This is a genomic window from Colwellia sp. D2M02, from assembly GCF_018860755.1.
GTDB lineage: Bacteria > Pseudomonadota > Gammaproteobacteria > Enterobacterales > Alteromonadaceae > Colwellia > Colwellia asteriadis.
In genome coordinates, this window is the sequence record NZ_JAHKPW010000036.1 from 1 (window position 1) to 22,040 (window position 22,040).

At 38.5% G+C, this 22,040-nt stretch carries 16 protein-coding genes; 12 read left to right on the top strand and 4 right to left on the bottom strand.

Going from position 1 to position 22,040, the window contains the following annotated elements; all coding sequences use genetic code 11:
- Positions 1 to 161 precede the first annotated feature (161 nt).
- A complete protein-coding gene (locus KO495_RS05565; protein ID WP_215979408.1) occupies positions 162 to 1,439 on the bottom strand; it encodes a sensor domain-containing diguanylate cyclase in 1,278 nt (425 codons plus the stop codon).
- A gap of 202 nt (positions 1,440 to 1,641) precedes the next feature.
- On the opposite strand from KO495_RS05565, the gene KO495_RS05570 reads away from it, so the two are divergent.
- Entirely contained in the window at positions 1,642 to 2,550 is a 909-nt protein-coding gene (locus KO495_RS05570) for an aldo/keto reductase (RefSeq protein WP_215979409.1), read from the top strand.
- Positions 2,551 to 2,692: 142 nt separating this feature from the next.
- On the top strand, positions 2,693 to 3,178 hold the full coding sequence (locus tag KO495_RS05575; RefSeq protein ID WP_215979410.1) for a hypothetical protein: 486 nt from the start codon (positions 2,693 to 2,695) through the stop codon (positions 3,176 to 3,178).
- Positions 3,179 to 3,313: 135 nt separating this feature from the next.
- Here KO495_RS05575 and metJ read toward each other — a convergent pair whose 3' ends face one another.
- Complete coding sequence (metJ, locus tag KO495_RS05580) at positions 3,314 to 3,643, bottom strand: met regulon transcriptional regulator MetJ (RefSeq protein ID WP_215979411.1); 330 nt, start codon at positions 3,641 to 3,643, stop codon at positions 3,314 to 3,316.
- A gap of 253 nt (positions 3,644 to 3,896) precedes the next feature.
- On the opposite strand from metJ, the gene metB reads away from it, so the two are divergent.
- The 4 genes from metB to KO495_RS05600 all read left to right on the top strand — a co-directional run bounded on the left by metB (position 3,897) and on the right by KO495_RS05600 (position 10,323).
- Complete coding sequence (gene metB / locus KO495_RS05585) at positions 3,897 to 5,054, top strand: cystathionine gamma-synthase (protein WP_215979412.1); 1,158 nt, start codon at positions 3,897 to 3,899, stop codon at positions 5,052 to 5,054.
- 32 nt (positions 5,055 to 5,086) lie between these two features.
- Entirely contained in the window at positions 5,087 to 7,654 is a 2,568-nt protein-coding gene (gene metL / locus KO495_RS05590) for a bifunctional aspartate kinase/homoserine dehydrogenase II (protein ID WP_215979413.1), read from the top strand.
- A gap of 149 nt (positions 7,655 to 7,803) precedes the next feature.
- Entirely contained in the window at positions 7,804 to 9,180 is a 1,377-nt protein-coding gene (locus tag KO495_RS05595; RefSeq protein ID WP_215979414.1) for a hypothetical protein, read from the top strand.
- A gap of 24 nt (positions 9,181 to 9,204) precedes the next feature.
- Positions 9,205 to 10,323 carry a heparan-alpha-glucosaminide N-acetyltransferase domain-containing protein gene (locus KO495_RS05600; RefSeq protein WP_215979415.1) on the top strand — a complete coding sequence of 373 codons (1,119 nt, stop codon included), beginning with the start codon at positions 9,205 to 9,207 and terminating at the stop codon, positions 10,321 to 10,323.
- A gap of 108 nt (positions 10,324 to 10,431) precedes the next feature.
- On the opposite strand, the gene argE is transcribed toward KO495_RS05600, so the two are convergent.
- Positions 10,432 to 11,598: an acetylornithine deacetylase gene (gene argE / locus KO495_RS05605; RefSeq protein WP_215979416.1), complete on the bottom strand. Its 1,167-nt coding sequence runs from the start codon at positions 11,596 to 11,598 to the stop codon at positions 10,432 to 10,434.
- 124 nt (positions 11,599 to 11,722) lie between these two features.
- Here argE and argC point away from each other — a divergent pair, with 124 nt between their 5' ends.
- The 6 genes from argC to argA all read left to right on the top strand — a co-directional run bounded on the left by argC (position 11,723) and on the right by argA (position 19,280).
- On the top strand, positions 11,723 to 12,802 hold the full coding sequence (gene argC / locus KO495_RS05610) for an N-acetyl-gamma-glutamyl-phosphate reductase (RefSeq protein WP_215979417.1): 1,080 nt from the start codon (positions 11,723 to 11,725) through the stop codon (positions 12,800 to 12,802).
- 9 nt (positions 12,803 to 12,811) lie between these two features.
- On the top strand, positions 12,812 to 13,615 hold the full coding sequence (argB, locus tag KO495_RS05615; RefSeq protein WP_215979418.1) for an acetylglutamate kinase: 804 nt from the start codon (positions 12,812 to 12,814) through the stop codon (positions 13,613 to 13,615).
- 59 nt (positions 13,616 to 13,674) lie between these two features.
- Positions 13,675 to 14,613, top strand: coding sequence for an ornithine carbamoyltransferase (locus KO495_RS05620; RefSeq protein ID WP_215979419.1), 939 nt, complete (start codon positions 13,675 to 13,677; stop codon positions 14,611 to 14,613).
- A 107-nt stretch (positions 14,614 to 14,720) separates the two neighbouring features.
- The gene (locus KO495_RS05625; protein ID WP_215979420.1) at positions 14,721 to 15,989 is read left to right on the top strand and encodes an argininosuccinate synthase; all 1,269 of its coding nucleotides are present in this window, start codon (positions 14,721 to 14,723) and stop codon (positions 15,987 to 15,989) included.
- Positions 15,990 to 15,991: 2 nt separating this feature from the next.
- A complete protein-coding gene (argH, locus tag KO495_RS05630) occupies positions 15,992 to 17,935 on the top strand; it encodes an argininosuccinate lyase (protein WP_215979421.1) in 1,944 nt (647 codons plus the stop codon).
- A gap of 37 nt (positions 17,936 to 17,972) precedes the next feature.
- On the top strand, positions 17,973 to 19,280 hold the full coding sequence (gene argA / locus KO495_RS05635) for an amino-acid N-acetyltransferase (protein WP_215979422.1): 1,308 nt from the start codon (positions 17,973 to 17,975) through the stop codon (positions 19,278 to 19,280).
- Between the two features lie 88 nt (positions 19,281 to 19,368).
- Here argA and KO495_RS05640 read toward each other — a convergent pair whose 3' ends face one another.
- Positions 19,369 to 22,008, bottom strand: a complete 2,640-nt coding sequence (locus KO495_RS05640; RefSeq protein WP_215979423.1) for a penicillin-binding protein 1A — start codon at positions 22,006 to 22,008, stop codon at positions 19,369 to 19,371.
- Positions 22,009 to 22,040 lie beyond the last annotated feature (32 nt).

A 22,040-nucleotide genomic window follows, 5' to 3' on the forward strand; every position in this document is an offset into this window, starting at 1 on the left:
GGCTCTGCCTTGTATAAATACTAACAATTCGCTGCAAAAACAATCTCGAAAGATCAACAGCCCCTGTATGTAACCTATAAAATAAAAATGCCGACAATTGTAGTGTCGGCATTTTTGTTGATTCATAGTAAAGAGCGAAGCTCTTTGTCACTATTATGTTTTTATAAAGTATATACTTGATTTCTGCCTGACGTTTTCGCAAGGTACAGGGCTTTATCTGTACGTGAAAATAAAGCGTCAAAGGTCACATCGTTTTCAGTTAAACTCGACATGCCAATACTGACGGTGAGCTTTATATCTCCTTGCCATTTACCTGATATCACTAACTCACTTTGCTCAACTCTAATACGCTCAGCTAGTATTTTTGCATCTTCTAATGAGGTTTCAGGTAACAGTATAGAGAATTCCTCGCCACCAATACGTGCGAGTACATCACTCTCTCTTAAGTTTTGGCTAAGACAGGCTGAAACATCAATAAGCACTTTATCGCCTGCAGGGTGGCCATATTTATCGTTAATCACTTTAAAGTGATCAATATCAATAGAAATTAGCGTCATTACTTGTGAATAACGTTTTGCGCGTTGGAATTCTTTGTGGGCTTGTTTAGTAAAAAAGCGACGATTATATAAGTTAGTTAATGAATCAGTATTCGCTAACTTCTTAAATTGTTCTTTCAAGTTATACAGCTCAGTTACATCACTTGAAAAGCCAATCAACGCAGGTGGTTTTCCTGGCTGAGAGAAAGGTATTTTAGTACTAATATAGTGATGAGCTATGTTGTTTTCATCAATAACTGTTTCGTCGATCACTTGTTTTTGATTACTCGCGAAGACTTCTTTATCTGATTGATAAAAGTGATCAGCTATTGCTTGGGGTAATACATCATAATCTTTCTTACCAATAATATTTTTAGCACTCTCTCCAAATAACTCTGCGACCTTACTATTAACATACATAAAAGTGCGCTCATTATTTTTCATATAAATATGTGCATCTATATTATTGAGGATTGTATCGAGTAAGTACGCTTGCTCATTAACTTGTTCTTGTAGCTTTTTTTCTGAGGTTATATCGGTAGATACACCGCACATACCACTAACATTGCCTTGAGCATCAAATAAAGGCTTTTTGACTGTTTTAAAAATGCGTACAGCTTGTATATTTTTAATAAAATTATATTCTTCACCTTCTACGCGAATTGCTTTTTTTATAACTTGTTGATCGTTTTCGGTGAGTTCAGCTGAAAGTGCAAGATCAAAAAAGTGGCTGTCATCGCAACCTATAATCTCAGCAAGTGATTTATCAAAAAGCTCTAAAACAGCTTGGTTAGCATAAGTGTACTTTCCTGCTATATCTTTGGTATAGATATAAGCGTCGACACTATTTAATATTTGTCCAAGAATACTGTCGTCAATGTGGTGGGGGCTTTTTCCTGACAAAAGGTTAACCTAAATAAATGATCATAAACTCACAAAGAGATTACATTTGTTAAAATAGTAGCACAGATGTTAATGGATGACAGTAAAGGGATAAATTATAGATTAGTATAAGATAGAGCACTATTTAGACAAAATAGTTTAGCTTTTGCTGGTAAACTAGGTTAATCGCCCTCATAGATATTTAGTTAATTAAAGAGTTGTTATGATCACTATTCCTAAAATCACTATGGCACCACATGGTCCAGTTTTTTCTACTTTTGTACAAGGGTATTGGCGCTTAGGTGCTTGGAATTTCACCGCGCAGCAGCGGTTAAGTTTTTTAAAGTCTCATGTCGAATTAGGTATCACAACCGTAGATAATGCCGCTATTTATGGTAATAGTGAGCAGCTATTTGGTGAAGCGCTCAAGCTTGATAAAAGTATGAGAGAGCAAATTGAAATTGTTTCAAAATTTGGTATTAATGGCGTAGCGCCAAGTTCTGATAGTAATAGAGTCTCTCATTATGACAGTAGCAAAGAAGCTATTATTACCTCAACAGAAAACTCATTAAAACGTTTAGGCGTTGAACAGTTAGATGCGTTATTAGTACATCGCCCTGATTTACTAATGAATGCCGATGAGGTGGCAGAGGCATTTGAACTCTTACATCAAAGTGGCAAAGTGAAGCACTTTGGTGTTTCAAACTTCAGTGCAAGTCAATTTGAATTATTACAATCACGGCTTTCTAAACCGCTAATTACTAATCAAGTTGAAATAAATCCACTTAATTTTAACGTATTTGAAGATGGCACCACAGATCAGCTACAAAGGTTAAAAACTCGTCCTATGGCGTGGTCTTGTCTTGCTGGCGGTAGCGTTTTCGATAAAAACAGTGAAAAAGCAATACGCTTGCATAAAACTTTGCATGAGTTGGTAGAAGAAATCGGTGCAAGCTCGATAGAGCAAGTTATTTATGCTTGGATATTAAAACACCCTTCAAAGCCTGTTGCATTACTTGGAAGCCGAAATTTAGAGAGAATTAAAGAAGCAACAGGAGCAATAACCTTAACAATGAATGCTGAACAATGGTATCGAGTTTGGGTTGCCGCTAAAGGTCATGGCGTGGCTTAATGCAATTAACCAAAGGCAAAGATTGAGTCTAGGTCTAAGTATAGCTTGGTGCTATTTTACTTTTAAGGTAGGGCTACTATGCTTATTAAAACAAAAGTTGTTTAAGCAACTCAATATTATTAGACGTTAAAGACAGGTGAACATGGAAAGTCAGAAAGAAACATTAAATGCTAAAACTCAAGCAGAGACTCTAGATGGTGAGCTATCAGTGCTGGTACCTAAATGGTTTATGGTAGTAGCAATTATCGCTTTGTTATGGAATCTTATTGGTGTGCTTGCGTTTATTAGTCAGATAACGATTACTCCTGAATTACTAGAAAAGTTACCTCCAGCAGAGCAAGCAATGTATTTAAATATGCCTCTTTGGGCGAATGGCGCTTTTGCTGTTGCTGTTTTTGCGGGAACTACCGCAAGTTTTATGCTGCTGTTTAAAATGTCGTGGGCAGTAAACTTATTTGTAGGGTCGTTGATAGGTATTGTGGTGCAAATGTATCACGCGTTTTTTATTGCTAACGCTTTTGATGTATTTGGTCCTAGTGGCTTGATTATGCCAATTATGGTAACTATTTTTGCGTTACTCTTTTTAAAAGTTGCCATTGTTGCACGTAAAAATAATTGGTTGAGCTAGGGGCTGTTGATTTTTCTAAGTAACTTTTACAATTTTTAGTATTCTCATCTTTTACAACATAAAAAGGCACCTTCGTAGTGCCTTTTAGCTTTTTTAGCGTATTGGTTTTATATGAAAAACAGCCTTTAGAAGAGGCTAATCATCATCTACTTCATAAGCGCTAAAGTCAGTAACTCCTTTTGCTTCAAGTAAGCGACGGACACTGGCTGGTAGTTTTTCATTATTATCCTTTGCTAAGTCTTCATCATCAGGTAAAGGCTGTCCGGTAAAAGCATGTAAAAAAGCTTCACACAATAATTCACTATTTGTTGCATGACGTAAATTATTGACTTGGCGTCTAGTGCGTTCGTCAGTTAATACTTTTAATACTCGCAAAGGAATAGAAACGGTAATTTTCTTAACTTGCTCACTCTTTTTACCGTGCTCGGCATAGGGATTTATATACTCGTCATTCCACTGAGCCATGGTTATTCCTCTGTATTGTTATGATGTACAACTAGGTTGTGATAGCGTAGATTTTACCTGTTGCGAAAAAGCAGTCAAGTAGAAGTTTAGATGTCTAAAATGTCTTGACCGTTTTAGCTAAAATGTTTAGAGTTATAGACGTCCAAACATCTAAACGTTAATTCACTTTATTTGTTAATACTACAGCGTACTTTTACAACAAGTATGAGCTACTAATTGAATGCGTTATTAAGCGCTAAATGGGGAAATTATTATGTCGATTAAAAATATAACCACTTCGGCAGTAAGAGCAGGTATTAATACCGATAAACACCATGGTGCGGTTGTTGCTCCTATCCATTTATCGAGTACTTATTCACTTAAAGGTTTTAATGAAAAAAGACAGTTTGACTATTCGCGTACTGGTAACCCAACGCGGGCAACTTTTGCTGAAGCTATTGCTGAGTTGGAGCAGGGTAGTGTTGGTATTGTTACCAGTACCGGTATGGCAGCTGTACATTTAATTTGTCAGCTGTTGTCAGTAGAAGATACTGTTGTGATCCCACATGATTGCTATGGTGGGAGTTTTCGACTTTTTACTCACCTAGCTAAGCGCGGGCAGTTTAAGCTAATTGTGGTTGATCAAAATAATGCAGCGGCATTGGCCGAAGCCTTAGCGCAAAAGCCTAAGTTAGTTTTATTAGAAAGTCCAAGTAACCCATTATTACGTTTAGTTGACATTGAAGAAGTAACCAAAGCGTGCCATGCGGTTGGTGCATTAGTTGCTGTAGACAATACCTTTTTATCTCCAGCATTACAGCAGCCTTTAACGTTAGGGGCTGATATTGTTTTTCATTCGACGACTAAATATATTAATGGTCATAGTGATGTGGTTGGCGGTGTTTTAGTAACCAAAGAGCAAGCGCTTGGTGAAACATTAGCTTGGTGGGCTAACTGTATTGGTATTACTGGCAGCGCATTTGATAGCTTTTTAGCATTGCGAGGTTTGAAAACTTTACCTATTCGTATGAAACAACATCAAGAAAATGCTGACAAAGTTGCCGCATTCTTAAAAGATCATGCTGCGATTGATGCCGTTTATTATCCTGGCTTTAGCGATCATCCTGGCCATGAAATTGCGAAAAAACAACAATCTAATTTTGGCGCTATGTTAAGTTTTGAAGTAAAAGGTGGCGTTGAGGCAGTTAAAAAATTATTCGATAACATTGCGTTGTTTACCTTAGCGCAATCACTTGGCGGGGTTGAAAGTTTGATCAGCCACCCATCAACCATGACTCACGCGGGCATGGAAATAGCAGCACAATTAGAAGCAGGTATTACTCAATCATTAGTACGAATTTCGGTAGGTATTGAAGATATAGATGATATTTTAGCGGATTTAGCACACGCTTTAGCGCAAAGCCAACAATAAAAGCCGATAGATAGAGTAAATAGGGCAAGAGAATGACACAAGAAAGTATCGTACTAGAAAATGAATTTGCGGTAGATAACACCACTGAAAATAAGTTGGCAAAACAGGCAATTCATGTACATAAATTTGGTGGTAGCTCATTAGCCACTGCAGAATGTATTAAACGTGTTTTAGAGATTATTCGTCAACATTGTCAGTTGAACGATATAGTGGTGGTATCAGCAAATGGTAAAACTACTGATGCCTTGTTTGCTCTTTATACTCAGGCTGAAACATTACAAGCTGAAAAGCTCAATGCTGACTTAAGTAATGAAAGTGAAGCAGCACAAATTGCTAAGTTAAGTGCTGAGCTCGTGCAATCGGTTGCTTTATTAACTCAACTGCAAGAGCAGTTAATTAGTGAACTACTAAACGAAAATAATGCCAATACTATTAGCCATTTATTGCGTAAAGATATTGAAATATTAACCACATGGTTGTCAGGTGATTTAGCCTTGCATCACAATGATATTTTAGCACTGGGCGAAGTTTGGTCGGCTCGCTTACTTTCTGCATTATTAAATGAACAAATTTGTCCAAGTAATAGTATTGACGCTCGTGAATTTCTTGTTATTGAAAATGAGCAAAATTGTTTAGTTGATTATGCGATTAGCGCTGCACAGTTAAGACAGCAACGTCAGTTTGGTAAATTAGCGGTTATTACGGGTTATATCGCTAAAGATAACCGCGGACATAATTGCACGCTGGGTCGTAATGGCAGTGATTATTCAGCAACTATTATTGCGGCGTTAGTTGCTGCGCGTACCGTAACTTTATGGACCGATGTTAACGGTATTTACAGTGCCGACCCACGTGTAGTTCCTAATGCCAGAAAATTACATCGTTTACCTAATGGTGTTGCTAAAGAGCTTGGTCGCTTAGGTAACCCCGTATTGCATGCTAAAACATTATTACCTTTAGTAAACCCATTGAGTGAGCATCATACCCACTTACATGTGGCGAGTAGTTTTGATCCGCAAGTGGTCGGAACTGAAATTGGTAAGTTTGGTCAAATTGCTAAACAGGAGTTATCGGTTACTTACCTTAATGATTTATTAATAGCACACTCAGAAAGTTTTATTGGTGAATCATTATTAGCAGCAAAAGCCGAGTTTGCTCCTATTTGTTTAGATGAAGAGCAAGGTTATATTGTTATTACACAAGCGCAGCAAAAATCGCTAAGTCAGTGGCTTGCAAGTCACGATACCGAAGTGACTTTTAAACCCGTGTCTATTATTGCCACTGTTGGTCACCGAGTGGCAGAGCATGGTGATATTAGAGCACGTTTCAAACGCTCATTAAAAACAGCCCAACCTTTGTGTTTAGCTAATGGCGAAAACAACCATAGTTTAATTGCTGTTTTGCCTGAGCCTTGCTCTATTGAGTTATTAAATAATGTTCACCACGACATGACGAAAGACGCTCGACATATTGGTGTTGTTGTTGCTGGCTTAGGTAATATCGGTCAACGCTTTTTGGAGTTATTACCAGCACAGTTAAATCGTATCTCGTTATTAGAAAATGTTCACTTGGTTGGTTTACTATCATCTAAAAAAGCATTAATTAACAATGATGGTATTGATGTTAATCAAGCCTTAACTATGTTTGAACAAAGCGCTCATGAATACACCAATGAGCAGCTACTAGCGTGGTTAAGTAACCATCCTTATGATGAGCTTATTGTGGTTGATATCACGCCTTGTGAGCAATTTAGCTTATTGTATCAAGACTTTTTTGAACAAGGTATTCACGTGATTGGCGCTAATAAGTGGGCTGCCTCATCGAGCAGTGAAAAATATCAAAAATTAATTGATACTGCAGCCGCTAACCATAGCATGTGGCTAGGTAATACTACCGTTGGTGCTGGCTTACCTATAAATTATGCTATTAAAGATTTACGTCAAAGTGGTGATGAAATCACTGAAATATCAGGGATTTTCTCCGGAACATTATCATGGATATTTCAAACCTACGATGCGAGTGTTCCCTTTTCAACATTGTTGCTAGATGCTTTAGCTCAAGGTATTACTGAACCAGATCCTCGTGAAGATTTATCAGGGCGAGATGTACAACGTAAGTTACTTATTTTAGCGAGAAAAGCAGGCTTTGAGTTAGACTTGTCAGATATTACTTGTCAAAACTTAGTGCCAGAATCATTGCAAGGTTTGTCAACGCAAGAGTTTTTAGCACAAGCAAGTCAACTTGATAGCTATTTCAAAGAAGCATTTGAAAGTGCTAACGCTAAAGCATCATGTATACGTTATGTTGCACGTTTACAATGTGTAGAAGATGATAATAACGCCACAAATGCAGTAGCAAAAGTTAAAGCGAAGGTGAGCTTAGAAGTATTACCGCGTAGTGATGCATTTGCAACCTTAACGCCGTGCGATAATATTTTCAAAATTGAAAGTCGCTGGTATCAAGATAATGCACTGATTATACGTGGTCCTGGTGCAGGTCGGGATGTTACCGCTGGAGGCTTACATTCAGATCTTGTTAATATGTGTCAACAACTGGCGCATAAGCAAAATAAAGTAACGATTAAAGGTATCAACGAATAATACTCGTTTGGTAGCATAAGGTTAGCTGAGCAACAGACTCACCGATTTTAGTTTATAAAAGCAATAGTTATGCAAGTGACTATTGCTTTTATGTTTATTTGCTCCCATTATTAATATCTATTAAGTTTTTATCAATAATAAGTGAAGACATGGCAAGCGACTCACCTCATCAAACTTATCATACTCGCCAAGTGCAGCGTTTACTTTCTCGCCTTTATGCTAGAAGTCCACAAAAAGATACCTTACTTGATCGCGCCATTGATTATTTTGAGCATAAAGAATTCAAAAGCTCTGATGAAAAGCTTACCCCTAATGAAGAAGAGTTAGCTCAGTTAGAACGTACCGACCGATACAGTAACTTATTGGGTCTTTGTTTAGAAGTTATAGAGCTTGTTGAAGGTGATAGTTTTGCTGAAAGCAATCGAAAATCGGCACAAGTTTTAGGTACTATTCAGTTACTTTGCCCTACCGAAGGAAAAAGGATCGCAGCAAGTAATGAAATGTGTAAACCACTATATAAAGCGGTTTTAGCATTACGTTTATTAGATCACTTAATTATTGATGGTCAAATTGTTGAAACCAATATTTTAAAATATATTGGAGATGTCCCCGCAGGTAATTACAAAGAGTTTACCGCTTATGACAAAGAAAAGGCGCAACACTTCCTTCACCAAATAAAAGTGCCTATTGTAATGGCTGCTTTATTACAAGATATTGGTAACTTTCACCCTAAAGCCCAGGAAATAATTTACGGACCTGAGGGTAATGAAAACCCTTTTCGCACTTTAGAGCCTGAGCAACGTAAAGCTTTATTGCAGATTAATTACCGTGAAACTATTTATTATATTTCAGAAGGTATTGGCATTCCTGTTTTTGCTGGCAACACCAAAGCCGAACGTGAGCAATTTAAGAAAGACGAGAAAGAAAAACTGAACTTTATTCAGCAGTTAATAAAGTCGAGTGTAAAACCCCGTAGCTCTATTGGCAATATTTTAAAAGTACCACAAATTTATACTTCTATCGTTCTCTCAACGAAAAGTACTTATAACTATAAGCTGTTGCCGCAGGTTTATCAGGTACTAAATAAAAATGCCGAGTTAGGTGCTTGTTCACAAAATGTGGTTGATGCTTTATACCAGATTACCGGTATGTTTCCACAGGGCTTTGGTATTGTTTACATGCCATTTAGTGAGTTTGGTGGTAAGGGTGACTGTTACGAGTATGCTATTGTTAATAGCCTTTACCCAAAAAATCCAGATGAACCACACTGTCGGATGACCACAAGAAAATTAGCTTTTATTGGCTTTGGTCATGACATCATCATTACTAAAACGATGAATTTATACTTTACTCAAACGGCTAAAAAGTTAGCATCATTAAGTAAAGAGCGCTTAAATGAAATTTTAGAGCTATTAAGCTCTAATGCCCATGAACGGAAAAAGCTCGATATATTGCCGCGCTGTTGGCATGCAAAAGAATACTTTTCTATTAAATCACACCAAAAAATATGGAATAAATCAGACTAACATTAATTAAGGATATTAATAGGTATGGTTAAGTCAACACGTATATCGGCTATCGATTGGATGAGAGGCTTTGTGATGATTATCATGGTGCTTGATCACGTTTCAATGGCCTATAATGCCGGTCATATATCAAATGATTCCGCAGCCAATTATACCGTGGGAGACCCATTACCAGCGTTTGAGTTTTTTACCCGTTGGATCAGCCATATTTGTGCACCTGTTTTTGTATTTTTAGCCGGCACTGCATTGGCTATTAGCGTTGAGCGTAAGGTTGCTCGTGGCATTGATAGTAAAGGCATCGATAAAGATATTTTATTGCGAGGGGCTTTTATTGCCTTGTTAGATCCAACAATCACATCATTTTTCTCAGGTAAACTTACTTTTCAAGTGTTATATGCTATTGGAGTCGCAATGATGTGTATGGCATTTTTCCGTCGCTTATCAAGTACACAATTACTGGTTATTGCGCTGGCGTGGATTATTGGTGGTGAATTAGTCACCGCACAATTTTGGTTTGCTCACGGACAAGAGCAATCAATAATAGTTGCCTTACTAGTGGGTAAGTACAATACCGCTGATTTAAGTATTTCTTATGCCGCTGTGCCTTGGTTATCTGTGATGATTTTAGGCTGGGTATTCGGGCGCTATATTCTTGATTTTGGTGAAGGTAAGATAAAAACCTCACCAGCGAAACTATTGTTTACTTTAGGGAGCTTTTTAATAATAAGCTTTGTGACGGTACGTTATTTTAATGACTACGGTAATATGTTTTTGTATCGAGAGGACTTTAGCTGGCAGCAATGGTTACACGTAAGTAAATACCCACCATCTATTAGTTTTATTACCTTAGAGCTAGGTTTAATGGCGATTATTTTAGCAACGATGATGAAAATAGAACAACGCATCGGTACTCGACCTAATGGTGTTTTGTTAGTATTTGGGCAAACGTCGATGATGTTTTATTTAGTGCATCGTATTTTTTTAACGGGTACAGCTACATACGGTGGTTTAGATAACTTTACCAACCTCACAAATACCTACATTATTACCGGAGTGTTATTGTTACTACTTTATCCATTTTGTTTGTGGTATCGAGGTTTTAAGAAAAAACACCCAGACTCTACTGCATTGAAATACTTGTAACATTAAGTTTTCATTACACCACAATAATCACGATCAATAATAAAAAATGGCACGTATAGAACGTGCCATTTTTATTAAGAACTATAACAAGAGCGTAAATAACTCAGGTTAACTAAGACAATAACGCTGAATCATCGAGAGCAAAATTTTCTCGGTTTTATCTATTTCACTATGAGCTAAAAATTCATTAGGCTGGTGAGCTTGATCAATAGAGCCCGGTCCCATCACTATGGTTTGACAGCCAAGTTGCTGAATATAAGGTGCTTCGGTTGCATAGTTTACTGCACAGCAACTATGGCCACTAATTTCTTCGGCAACACTAATAAAGCACTCACTAATTGATTGCTCTTGCTTCTTTTGCTCAAAGCTCGGTGAACTTGGGTGCATTTCTTCAAACGTAATACGACCGGGATATTGCTCTGCTAGTGGTTTTAAGGCATCGCTTAGCCAGTTAATTAATTCAGCATCACTCATACCCGGTAGTGAACGTAAATCAATGTCTAAATGGCAGTGGCCACAAATTCTATTGGCATTATCTCCGCCTGAAATGGCACCTAAATTAAGTGTTGGTGCCGGTACATCAAAAGCATCATTTTTATAGTTTGTATCAAACGTTTCTTTTAATTTGATTAACTGACCAATGACTTTATACATAATCTCTATGGCGTTAACGCCTAAGTTAGGCTTACTTGAGTGACCCGACTTACCTTCAACACTAATTCGGTGCGACATATGACCTTTGTGCATCACTACAGGCACTAAATTGGTTGGCTCACCAATAATGGCCACGTCAGGTTTTATATGTTGATTTTTCGCGAAAAATCGAGCTCCTGCCATAGTGGTTTCTTCATCGGCAGTGGCAAGTATATAAAGAGGTTTTTTGAGCTGTTTTACATTCAAGCCTTTAGTGACTTGCAGAATAAACGCAAAAAAACCTTTCATGTCACAGGTACCTAAACCAAAAAACTTGTCATCTTGATTTAATACTTGATGCGGGTTTGACTGCCAACGATTTTCATCAAAAGGTACGGTATCGCTATGGCCAGCTAATAACAAACCGCCTTCACCATTACCTAGCTTAGCGAGTAAGTTAAATTTATTACTTGTATCAGGTACCGCTTGTATATCAATGGTAAAACCTAATTGCTCAAACCAAGTAGCAAGTAATTGAATAACCTCTAAATTACCTTGATCCCAGCTTGGTAATGTAGAGCTAATAGAAGAGCAGGCTATTAATTGCGAGAGGCTATCGGTGAAATTAGGTAATGATGTCATGACATATCTCAAAAAATTGGAATAAAAGATTAAATAGTTATGCTAATTAGTTGCATAACTACCCACCTAGTGTTAACTTAGCATTATAGTGTAAATAACATACTTTGATAAGGCTACATCAAAAATGGCAAAGGCTAGATTAGATTCGAATAACAGTATGCAAAAAGTGGCAGTAATTGGTGCTAGTGGTTACGCTGGCGCTGAGCTTGTGGGCTTACTGTGCCAGCATGATGGCGTATCTATAGAACATTTAGTAGTTTCTGAAAATAGCAGCTCAGAAGGGAAGATTTTTAGTGATTTACATGGGCGTTTTAAAACCCTTTGTGATTTACCTCTAGAAGCGTTTTCTGCTAGTTGGTTTGATTGTTGTGCCGTGCATTTAGATGCAGTCTTTTTTGCAACACCACATGAGTTTAGTGCTGATTGGGCACAAGCTTTTGTTGATGCAGGCGTAAAGGTTTTTGATTTGTCAGGCGGTTTTCGTTTGAAAGAGTCAACAGACTACCCTAAATATTACGGCTTTGAACACGCCAATATTGATGCACTAAATAGCGCACAATATGGTTTAGCGGAGTGGCAAGAAACAGACATTGCACAAACTAACTTAATTGCCGTACCTGGTTGTTATCCAACGGCGAGTTTATTAGGGCTTAAGCCAATAACCATTAATAAGTTACATGTTGAGAACTCTTTAATTGTTGTTAACGGTATTAGCGGCGTTAGTGGGGCAGGAAGAAGTGCAAGTTTAGCAACTAACTTTAATGAAGTGAGTTTGAAAGCCTACAATGTTTTACAGCATAGACACCAACCTGAAATATCACAAGAAGCACATGCTAGCGTGATTTTTAACCCGCACCTTGCGCCTTATAAAAGGGGGTTAATGGCAACGGTTACTATGCAATTGAAAGAAGAAGTGAGTGCTAAGCAGGTTGATATGGCTTTTCAGCAGGCTTATGGCGATAAACCTTTAATTAGAATGGTTGGTGCGTGGCCAGAAATTGCGAATGTTGAATATAGCCCTTTTGCTGATATTCATTGGCAAGTGGATGAAGAAAAACATGTGGTTGTAGTGAGTTGTGCTATAGATAACTTACTCAAAGGCGCTGCTTCACAAGCCTTACAGTGTTTTAATATTTCATTAGGTTTACCTAGTGAATACTCAATGCTATCGGTAACAGCCGCTAGTCCAAATGTAAAAAACTAGAGCATACTAATGAATACATTCTCAACCACAAGTAAAACAACAGCAACTAAGCCTTTAGTGATTAAAATTGGTGGCGCAATTCTTGAGAAAGAATCAGCTTTACAAGCTTTGTTAGCGGTTATTGCAAAGCTGCGTAACAAGCAAGTGGTGTTAGTACATGGCGGTGGCTGTGTGGTTGATGAAATGCTAGCCCAAGCCGGTTTTACCACAGAAAAAAAGCATGGCTTGCGTGTAACACCCAGTGAGCAAATGTCTATTATTAGCGGTGCTTTAGCAGGTACTGTGAATAAATCTATTGTTGCTACGGCTAATAGCATGGGACTTATGGCGGTTGGTTTATCATTGAATGATGGCGATATGGTTAGCTGTGAATTATCCCCATTAGAATTAGGCTTTGTTGGTGTTCCTAAAACCAATAATAGTAAATTATTAGACCGCTTACTTAAAACTGAATTTCTTCCTGTGATCTCATCTATTGGCGCTTTGCCTAGTGGTGAGCTGGTAAATGTTAATGCTGATGATGCTGCCGTTGCTATTTGTCAATTATTGAATGCTGAGCTTTTACTACTTACCGATGTTAATGGCGTAAAAGGTAGTGATGGTGAGTATTTATCATCACTTGATCATGAGCAAGCTCACAGCCTTATTGATGAAGGTGTTATTGCTGACGGTATGACCGCTAAAGTGAATGCTGCGTTACATGCGGCTAAACAATTACGACGAAGTATCGCGGTTGCCAGTTGGCAATCGCCAGAGCAAATTATGCAATTGCTTGATGGCCAAGGTGTGGGTACACAAATTCAACCTCATTAGGTTGCAAGGCTCACCAACTTATATCAAAGCTGTTATTTACTAATTTAGAGAAAATACTTATGTCGACTTCTACAAATACCAACAAATTAGCACATTTTTTAGCTGACGATCAGTTAACAAAAGTGCAATTATTAGCCTTAATTGATTTAGCAATAAAAATTAAAAAATCACCACAACAGTATAATCAAATACTTGCGGGTAAATCTGTGGCAATGATTTTCGAAAAACCATCACTAAGAACTCACGTTAGTTTTGATATGGGTATCAATAAGCTCGGTGGACACGCACTTTACTTAGGTCAGCAAAATGGCAAGTTAGGTGAGCGTGAACGGGTCAGTGATTATGCAAAAAATTTATCATGTTTTGCTGATTTAATTGTCGCGCGTGTCTTTAGCCATGATGCTATTCAAGACTTAGCTGAACATGCAAGTGTTCCGGTGGTTAACGCATTATGTGATTTATACCACCCTTGTCAGGCACTCGCAGACTTTGTCACCTTAACTGAGCAGTTTGGCGATTTATCAACGGTAAAATTAGCTTATGTTGGCGATGGTAATAACGTTTCAAATTCATTGATGATTATGGCGGCTACTTTAGGGGTCGATTTTACGTTAGTAACACCTCAAGGGCATGAAGCAACTGCAGCAATGATCAGTAAAGCCGAACAGTTAGCCCTTAAGTCAGGCAGTAAATTTACTTGCACTACTGATATTAATGTTATTGGTAATCAAGATGTTATTTATACCGACACTTGGGTATCGATGGGTGATGAAGATGCCAGTAAAAAAGCGGCCATTTTAGCGAAGTTTTCGCCTTATCAAGTGAACCATGAATTAATGGAAAAAGCCGATGCAAGTATTGTAATGCATTGTCAGCCAGCACATTTAGAAGAAGAGATTACCACCGCATTATTTGATAGTGAAATGTCAGTAGTTTTTCAACAAGCAGAAAACAGAATGTGGGCGCAAAACGCAGTATTAGTTTCTTTGTTCAGCTAATTTAGCTAACAGAGAAAAATAGAGATATTAACGTAGAAAACCAAATAACCCAGTTAATGATTTTAATTGTTAACTTAACAAATTAAACAAATTTTAGAGAGAAAATCATGGCATTAGCAGCAAAGAAAAAAATTAAAAAAGTCGTTCTGGCTTATTCTGGCGGTTTAGATACTTCAGCTATCATTCCGTGGTTAAAAGAAAATTATGAAGGCTGTGAGGTTGTCGCTTTTTGTGCGGATGTCGGTCAAGGCGAAGAAGAGCTTGAAGGCATTAAAGAAAAAGCTATTGCATCGGGCGCAAGTGAGTGTCACGTTGTTGATTTAAAAGAAGAGTATGTAAAAGATTATATTTACCCAATTCTTAAAACGGGTGCCGTATACGAAGGTCAGTACTTATTAGGTACCTCAATGGCGCGTCCAGTTATTGCTAAAGCCCATGTTGAAGTGGCATTAAAAGTTGGTGCGGATGCTGTTTGTCATGGTTGTACAGGTAAAGGTAATGACCAAGTACGTTTTGAGTCATGTTTTGCAGCGTTAGCGCCAGAGTTAACCGTTATTGCACCATGGCGTGAGTGGGACATGGTTTCTCGTGAAGACTTATTAGATTACTTAGCAGAGCGTAATATTCCTTGCTCAGCTTCATTAACTAAAATTTATAGCCGTGATGCAAACGCATGGCACATTTCTCATGAAGGTGGTGAGTTAGAAGATCCATGGTGTGAGCCATCAAAAGAAGTATGGACTATGACCGTAGATCCTATGGATGCGCCTAACACGCCTGAAAAAGTAGCGCTTAGCTTTGTAGAAGGTGAATTAGTTGCTGTTGACGGTAAAGACTTTTCAGGTAAAAACGGAGCAGGTGCGTATGACGCATTAATGTACCTAAACGATAAAGCGGCTGCTCATGGCGTCGGTCGTATTGATATCGTTGAAAACCGTTTGGTTGGCATGAAGTCACGTGGTTGTTATGAAACTCCAGGTGGTACGGTATTAATGGCGGCATACAAAGGATTAGAAACCTTAATTTTAGATAAAGAGTCATTAAAGTACCGAGAGTCAGTTGGTCTTGAATTCTCACATGTTATTTACGATGGTCGTTGGTTTACACCATTAGCTAAAGCACAATTAGCTTCAGCGGCTTCATTTGCTGAAAAGCTAACGGGCGATGTTGTGGTTAAGTTATACAAAGGTATGGCACAAGTGATTCAACGTCGTTCACCAAACAGCTTATATTCAGAAGCGTTTGCAACCTTTGGTGCTGATGATGTTTACGACCAAAAGCATGCTGAAGGCTTTATTCGTTTGTTCAGCTTATCAAGCAGAATTACAGCACTTTCTCAAGCTGACTCAGTACTTAAAGCAAGTAAGGACAAATAATTATGGCACTATGGGGCGGACGCTTTAAAGAAAAAGCGAGTGTACAGTTTAAAAAATTCAACGACTCATTACCTGTTGATTACCGTATGGCAGTACAAGATATTGTTGGTTCAATTGCGTGGGCTGAAGCGTTAACAACGGTTGACGTATTAAGTCAGGATGAATTTACTCGCTTAAAAGCAGCACTGCTTGAATTAAAAGCTTCAGTTGAAGAAAATCCTCAACAGATTTTACTTTCGGATGCTGAAGATATTCATAGCTGGGTTGAAGTTAACCTGATAGAAAAAACAGGTGATTTAGGTAAGAAGCTCCATACAGGCCGTAGCCGTAATGACCAAGTCGCTACCGACTTAAAATTATGGTGTAAAGAAACAGGGGGAGAAATTTTATTCGCCCTTGTGAGTTTACAACAAGCGCTGCTTAATTTAGCAGAGCGTGAAAGCAATACCGTATTACCTGGCTATACCCACTTACAGCGTGCTCAACCCGTAACTTTTGGTCACTGGTGTTTGGCTTATGTTGAAATGTTTGACCGTGATATTGGTCGTTTAAAAGACACCCTTTATCGAGCAGACACTTCACCATTAGGATCTGGTGCTTTAGCAGGTACTGCTTACCCAATTGATCGCGATTTATTAGCGCAAAACTTAGGCTTTAGAAGTGCTACTTTAAACAGCTTAGATGCGGTTTCAGACCGAGATCATGTATTAGAGTTACTCTCTAATGCCAGCATTTCTATGATGCATCTATCGCGTTTTGCTGAAGATTTAATTTTCTACAACTCAGGGGAAGCCGGCTTTGTTGAAATGAGCGATTTAGTGAGCTCAGGTTCATCATTAATGCCGCAAAAGAAAAACCCCGATGCCTGTGAATTAATTCGTGGTAAAGCAGGGCGCGTAATGGGCTCATTGTCTGGCATGATGGTAACAATGAAAGCGTTACCATTGGCTTATAACAAAGACATGCAAGAAGACAAAGAAGGCTTATTTGACGCGCTTGATACATGGCAAGAATGTATGGAAATGGCAGTGTTGGTTGCTGATGGCTTAAAAGTTAATAGAGCTCGCACTTTAGCCGCAGCTCAACAAGGCTATGCAAACTCAACTGAACTTGCTGATTACTTAGTAAGTAAAGATGTGCCATTTCGTGAAGCGCACCACATTGTTGGCGAAGTTGTTTTAGCGGCGATAGAAGCGGATCACGCTTTAGAAGATTTTTCATTAGCACAATTGCAACAATACAGTGACAAAATTGAGCAAGATGTTTTTGGGCACTTATCCATTGAGTCATGTTTAGATAAACGTGTTGCTATTGGCGGTACTTCAAGAACTCAAGTACAAAAAGCCCTTGCTGATATTCAAGGTAATCACGATAGCTTGAATGCACAAGTGGTAGGCGCGCCAAGTAAAATACAAATAAGCTCAGCTTTAAAACAAGTGAAGCAGCGTTTAAATGCTCAAAAGGCAGCGGCAATGTCGGTTAGACGTGCACGGATGTCAGACGTAGATAATATTTTTGCGTTAACAGAGTTTTGGGCAGAGCAAGGCGAAATTTTACCGCGTACTCGTGACAACATTATTCACGATATTCAAAATTTTGTGGTTGCAGAGCTTGATGGAAAAGTTGTTGGCACAGCGTCACTTTATATTTATCAAACAGGTTTAGCTGAAATTCGTTCGGTTGTTATTGAACAAAATGCTCAAAAGCAAGGTCAAGGTCGAGCATTAATTCAGTACTTACTCGAGTTTGCTCATCAAATGGAATTACAGCAAGTAATTGTACTGACTTATATTCCACAGTACTTCACTAAGTTAGGCTTTAATTTAATTGATAAAAGTTCATTAGCAGACAACATTATTGAGGATAGCGAGCCTAGCCCGCATAAAGATCCTAATGATGAGGTTGCCATGCAATACATGGTTAACCGTGCAAGCATTACCCCATAACGTGCATAAGAAAGGCATAGGAAAATAATTGAAGTCTATGGACAATAATATCAACAACGTGAAATGGTTTAGAAATGCCGCGCCGTATATTAATGCGCATCGTGGTAAAACCGTTGTGTTAATGTTTGGTGGTGAGGCGGTACTACACCCTAATTTTGCTAATATCATCCATGATATTTCTTTGTTACGTAGCTTAGGCGTTAAATTGGTGGTTGTGCATGGTGCACGACCACAAATTGAAGAGCGCATGGCGCAGCGTGATATTGAGCGAAAAATAGAAAAGAATGTGCGCATTACCGACGCAGAAACTTTAGTTGCGGTGAAAGATGCAACGGGCTCGTTACGCTTACACATTGAAGCGCTACTAAGTACTGGTTTAGTTAATTCACCGATGCATGGCTCGCAAATACGTGTTAGTACAGGTAATTTTGTCATTGCTAAACCAATGGGTGTCCGTGACGGTGTAGATTATAAATACACGGGCGTTGTGCGTAGAATAGATTCTGACGGCATTAACATGCAGTTAAATTATGGCTCTATTGTATTATTGTCGCCTATTGGCTATTCACCAACCGGTGAGGTTTTTAATTTAGCCTTAGAAGATGTTGCCGCGCAAACTGCTATTGCTCTAAAAGCCGACAAATTAATTACTTTTACTGAAGATGAAGGTTTAATCGATAATACTGGGGAGTTAATCAAAAGTTGTAGTGTTAGAACGGTAAAAACTTTGCTAGATGAAAAAGACTGCCATGTACGGCAATTATTGTTACGGGCAATTATTCAAAGTGGTGAAAACGGTGTTGAACGCTGTCATTGTATTAGCTATCAAAGTGATACTGCATTACTGCAAGAATTATTTACCCGAGATGGTGCCGGTACGTTAATTGCCAAAGATCATAAAGAGCTGATAGCCGTTGCTAGTATTGATGATGTTGCTGGTATTTTAGAATTGATACAGCCTTTGGAAGAAGAAGGGGTATTAGTTAAACGCTCTCGCGAACTACTTGAGGTAGAAATAGGACGTTTTATTGTGCTTAAAAAGGAAGATGTCATTATTGCATGTGCGGCATTATATCCTTACCCAGAAGTTGCTACAGGTGAAGTTGCCTGTGTGGTAATTCATCCTGATTATCGTAACGGTAATCGTGGTGAACGAGTGATGCAGGCTGTAGAGTTAGAGGCTAAAATGCAAGGTTTGTCGTCATTGTTTTTATTAACCACCGTAAGTGGACACTGGTTTAGAGAGCAAGGTTTCATCGAGAAAAATTTAGATGCGTTACCTGAAGGGAAAAAACAGATGTACAACTTTCAGCGTAATTCTCAAGTATTTATCAAACATATATAAATAGCTTGATGAGCGTTTATAAAATGAAAAGCCACTATTTGATAGTGGCTTTTTTAATGTCTTAGACTTAATGCTTTAGATGTAAGCCTTAAAATAGTTCAACTTCGGTTTTTGTTTCTGTACCATTAAGTATTTCATCACTGGTATCTTTAGTTACATATTCCGTTGGCGTTTTACCTAACCTAAAGTATTCAAACTTAGTACTTCTGTCGGTTTTATTGGTGAGTTTACCTGTTGCTTTGTCAATTCTCACTGAAACAATTTCAGTTGGTGGCTGGAAAGGCTCTATTGGTAAATCAGCCAATGCCTCTTTCATAAAAGCAATCCATGCAGGTTGTGCCGATCGCCCACCAAACTCACCGCCAACAATTTGTTCTCTGTCTAAATTGCTATTGTAAACACTCTGACCTAAGTTACGACTAGGATCATCAAAGCCAATCCAGGCCGTTGTTACTAAACGGCGAGAATAACCAGAAAACCAAGCATCTTTTGCTTCGTTGGTGGTACCTGTTTTTCCTGCGATATCACGACGTCCTAAAGCCCTAGCACGCCAACCTGTACCTTGCCAACCATTGGCTCCAGACCAGTCTGCTTCCCAAATTGCACTATTAAGTGCTTCAGTAATTAAAAAAGCATTTTGTGCACTAATAACACGAGGTGCGCTCTTAATAACATGGGAGCTAGTATTTGATGCAGCCTCTTGTTGTGAAACTACACTTTCAGGCTCTGTCATTATTGAGTCTTCGGTGAGTTTTACATCATTATCTATATTAACCATGCTATCAAAGTTTTCATTTGTTGCATCAACAGCAGCACATGGGTTACATGCCATTAATGGATCTGCTTGGTAAATAATTTCACCTTCAGAGTTTTCAATACGATCAATGATATAAGGTGATATTAAATAACCTGTGTTAGCAAATGCAGCAAAACCTGTCGCTATTTCTAGCGGAGTTAAAGAAGCCGAGCCTAACGCAAGCGATTCATTTCTAGGTAAGTCTGAAGGAGCGAAGCCAAATTTCGTCAGATGATTAATAATACCATCGAGTCCGACACCTTGTAGTAAACGTACTGCAATAACGTTTTTTGATTGGGCTAATGCTTGGCGCATTCGAATAGGACCAATATATTCTTCGGGAGAGTTTTTAGGTCGCCATACATCATCACCACTTTTATCCCATTGGTTAATTGGCGCATCATTAAGGATTGAGGCTAGAGTATAACCTTGCTCAAGCGCAGCAGAATAAATAAAAGGTTTAATGTTAGAACCAACTTGGCGCTTAGCTTGAGTGACTCGGTTAAACTGACTCTTTTTAAAACTAAACCCACCGACAATGGCTTTGATAGCCCCGTCATCTGGAGACATTGACACCATTGCTGAGCTCGCTTGCGGTAATTGGCTTAAGTGGTAGTTAGCATCACTGTCTTTTTGCACTAAAATAACATCGCCGTAAGTGAGTATTTCATTCGCACTTTTAGGGGGGGAGCCTTGTTTTCTATCATTAATAAAAGCACGTGCCCAATGCATTCCTTCCCAAGGAATTGTGCCTTGCTCATTATTAAGCAGTGCAATTTTTGCAGAATTTTCTAAAACAGTGGTGACAACCGCAGGTACAAGGCCTTGATCATACTCAACTTGTGTTAAGGCTTGATTAATTTCATCTAGCGTAAGCTCATCTACTTCTGATGTATTGATATTTGTATCATGAGGAGCATTGCTTGAGTTATTATTTTCAGTTTGTTTTCTTAAGTTTGGGCGTAAAGATAAAATTGGTCCGCGGTAGCCGTGGCGTTGATCATAGCTTAATAAGTTATTAGTCACTGCGGTGTCAGCTGCGTTTTGCAATTTACTATTAATAGTAGTGAAAACATTGTAGCCGTTTGTATAAGCCGCTTCTTTACCGTAAAGCGCTATCATTTTTTGATGCGCCATCTCAGCAGCATAAGGTGCTGATAACTCAATTTGTGCGCCATGTCTTTCGCCCGTAATTGGGGCAGCATTGGCTTCTTGATATGTCGCTTCATCAATATAACCACTTACGAGCATACGGTGTAAAACTACAGAGCGTCGCGCTAATGCACGCTCAGGGGAACGTATCGGATTAAGCGTTGAAGGGGCTTTAGGTAAACCCGCTAATACAGCTATTTGCGGTAATGTTAGCTCATTAATCTCTTTACCATAATACACTTGAGCAGCAGCGCCAAAACCAAATGAACGATGACCTAATTCGATTTTATTAATGTACAGCATTAATATTTCATCTTTAGTGAGTAAGCTCTCGATATGAAAAGAAAGAAAAATTTCACGAATCTTTCGGGTGTAAGTAACCTCACGAGTAAGAAAAAAGTTACGAGCAACTTGCATGGTAATAGTACTTGCGCCGCCTTTATCTTGCCCCATTAATTTTGCCAACACTGCTCTACCCATGCCTATAGGGTCTACGCCAAAATGTAAATAAAAACGGTCATCTTCAGTGGCTAATAAAGCGTCTATCAGTTGTTGGGGAACTTGATCTAACGTTAATGGAATACGTTTTTTCTCACCAAACTGAGAAATGAGTAAACCATCGTGCGTATAAATTTGCATGGGAGTTTGCCATTGAATATCCTTTAAAGAATTAACATCGGGCAATTCATCACGCATACTTAAATAAAGAGCAATAGCAGCAATAAATACTAAGGTTGCCATTACAAGACTGATTTTTAATAAATTCTTAAGTGAAAACACAAAAAACTCATTTTATAGTTAAAAATGTAAGA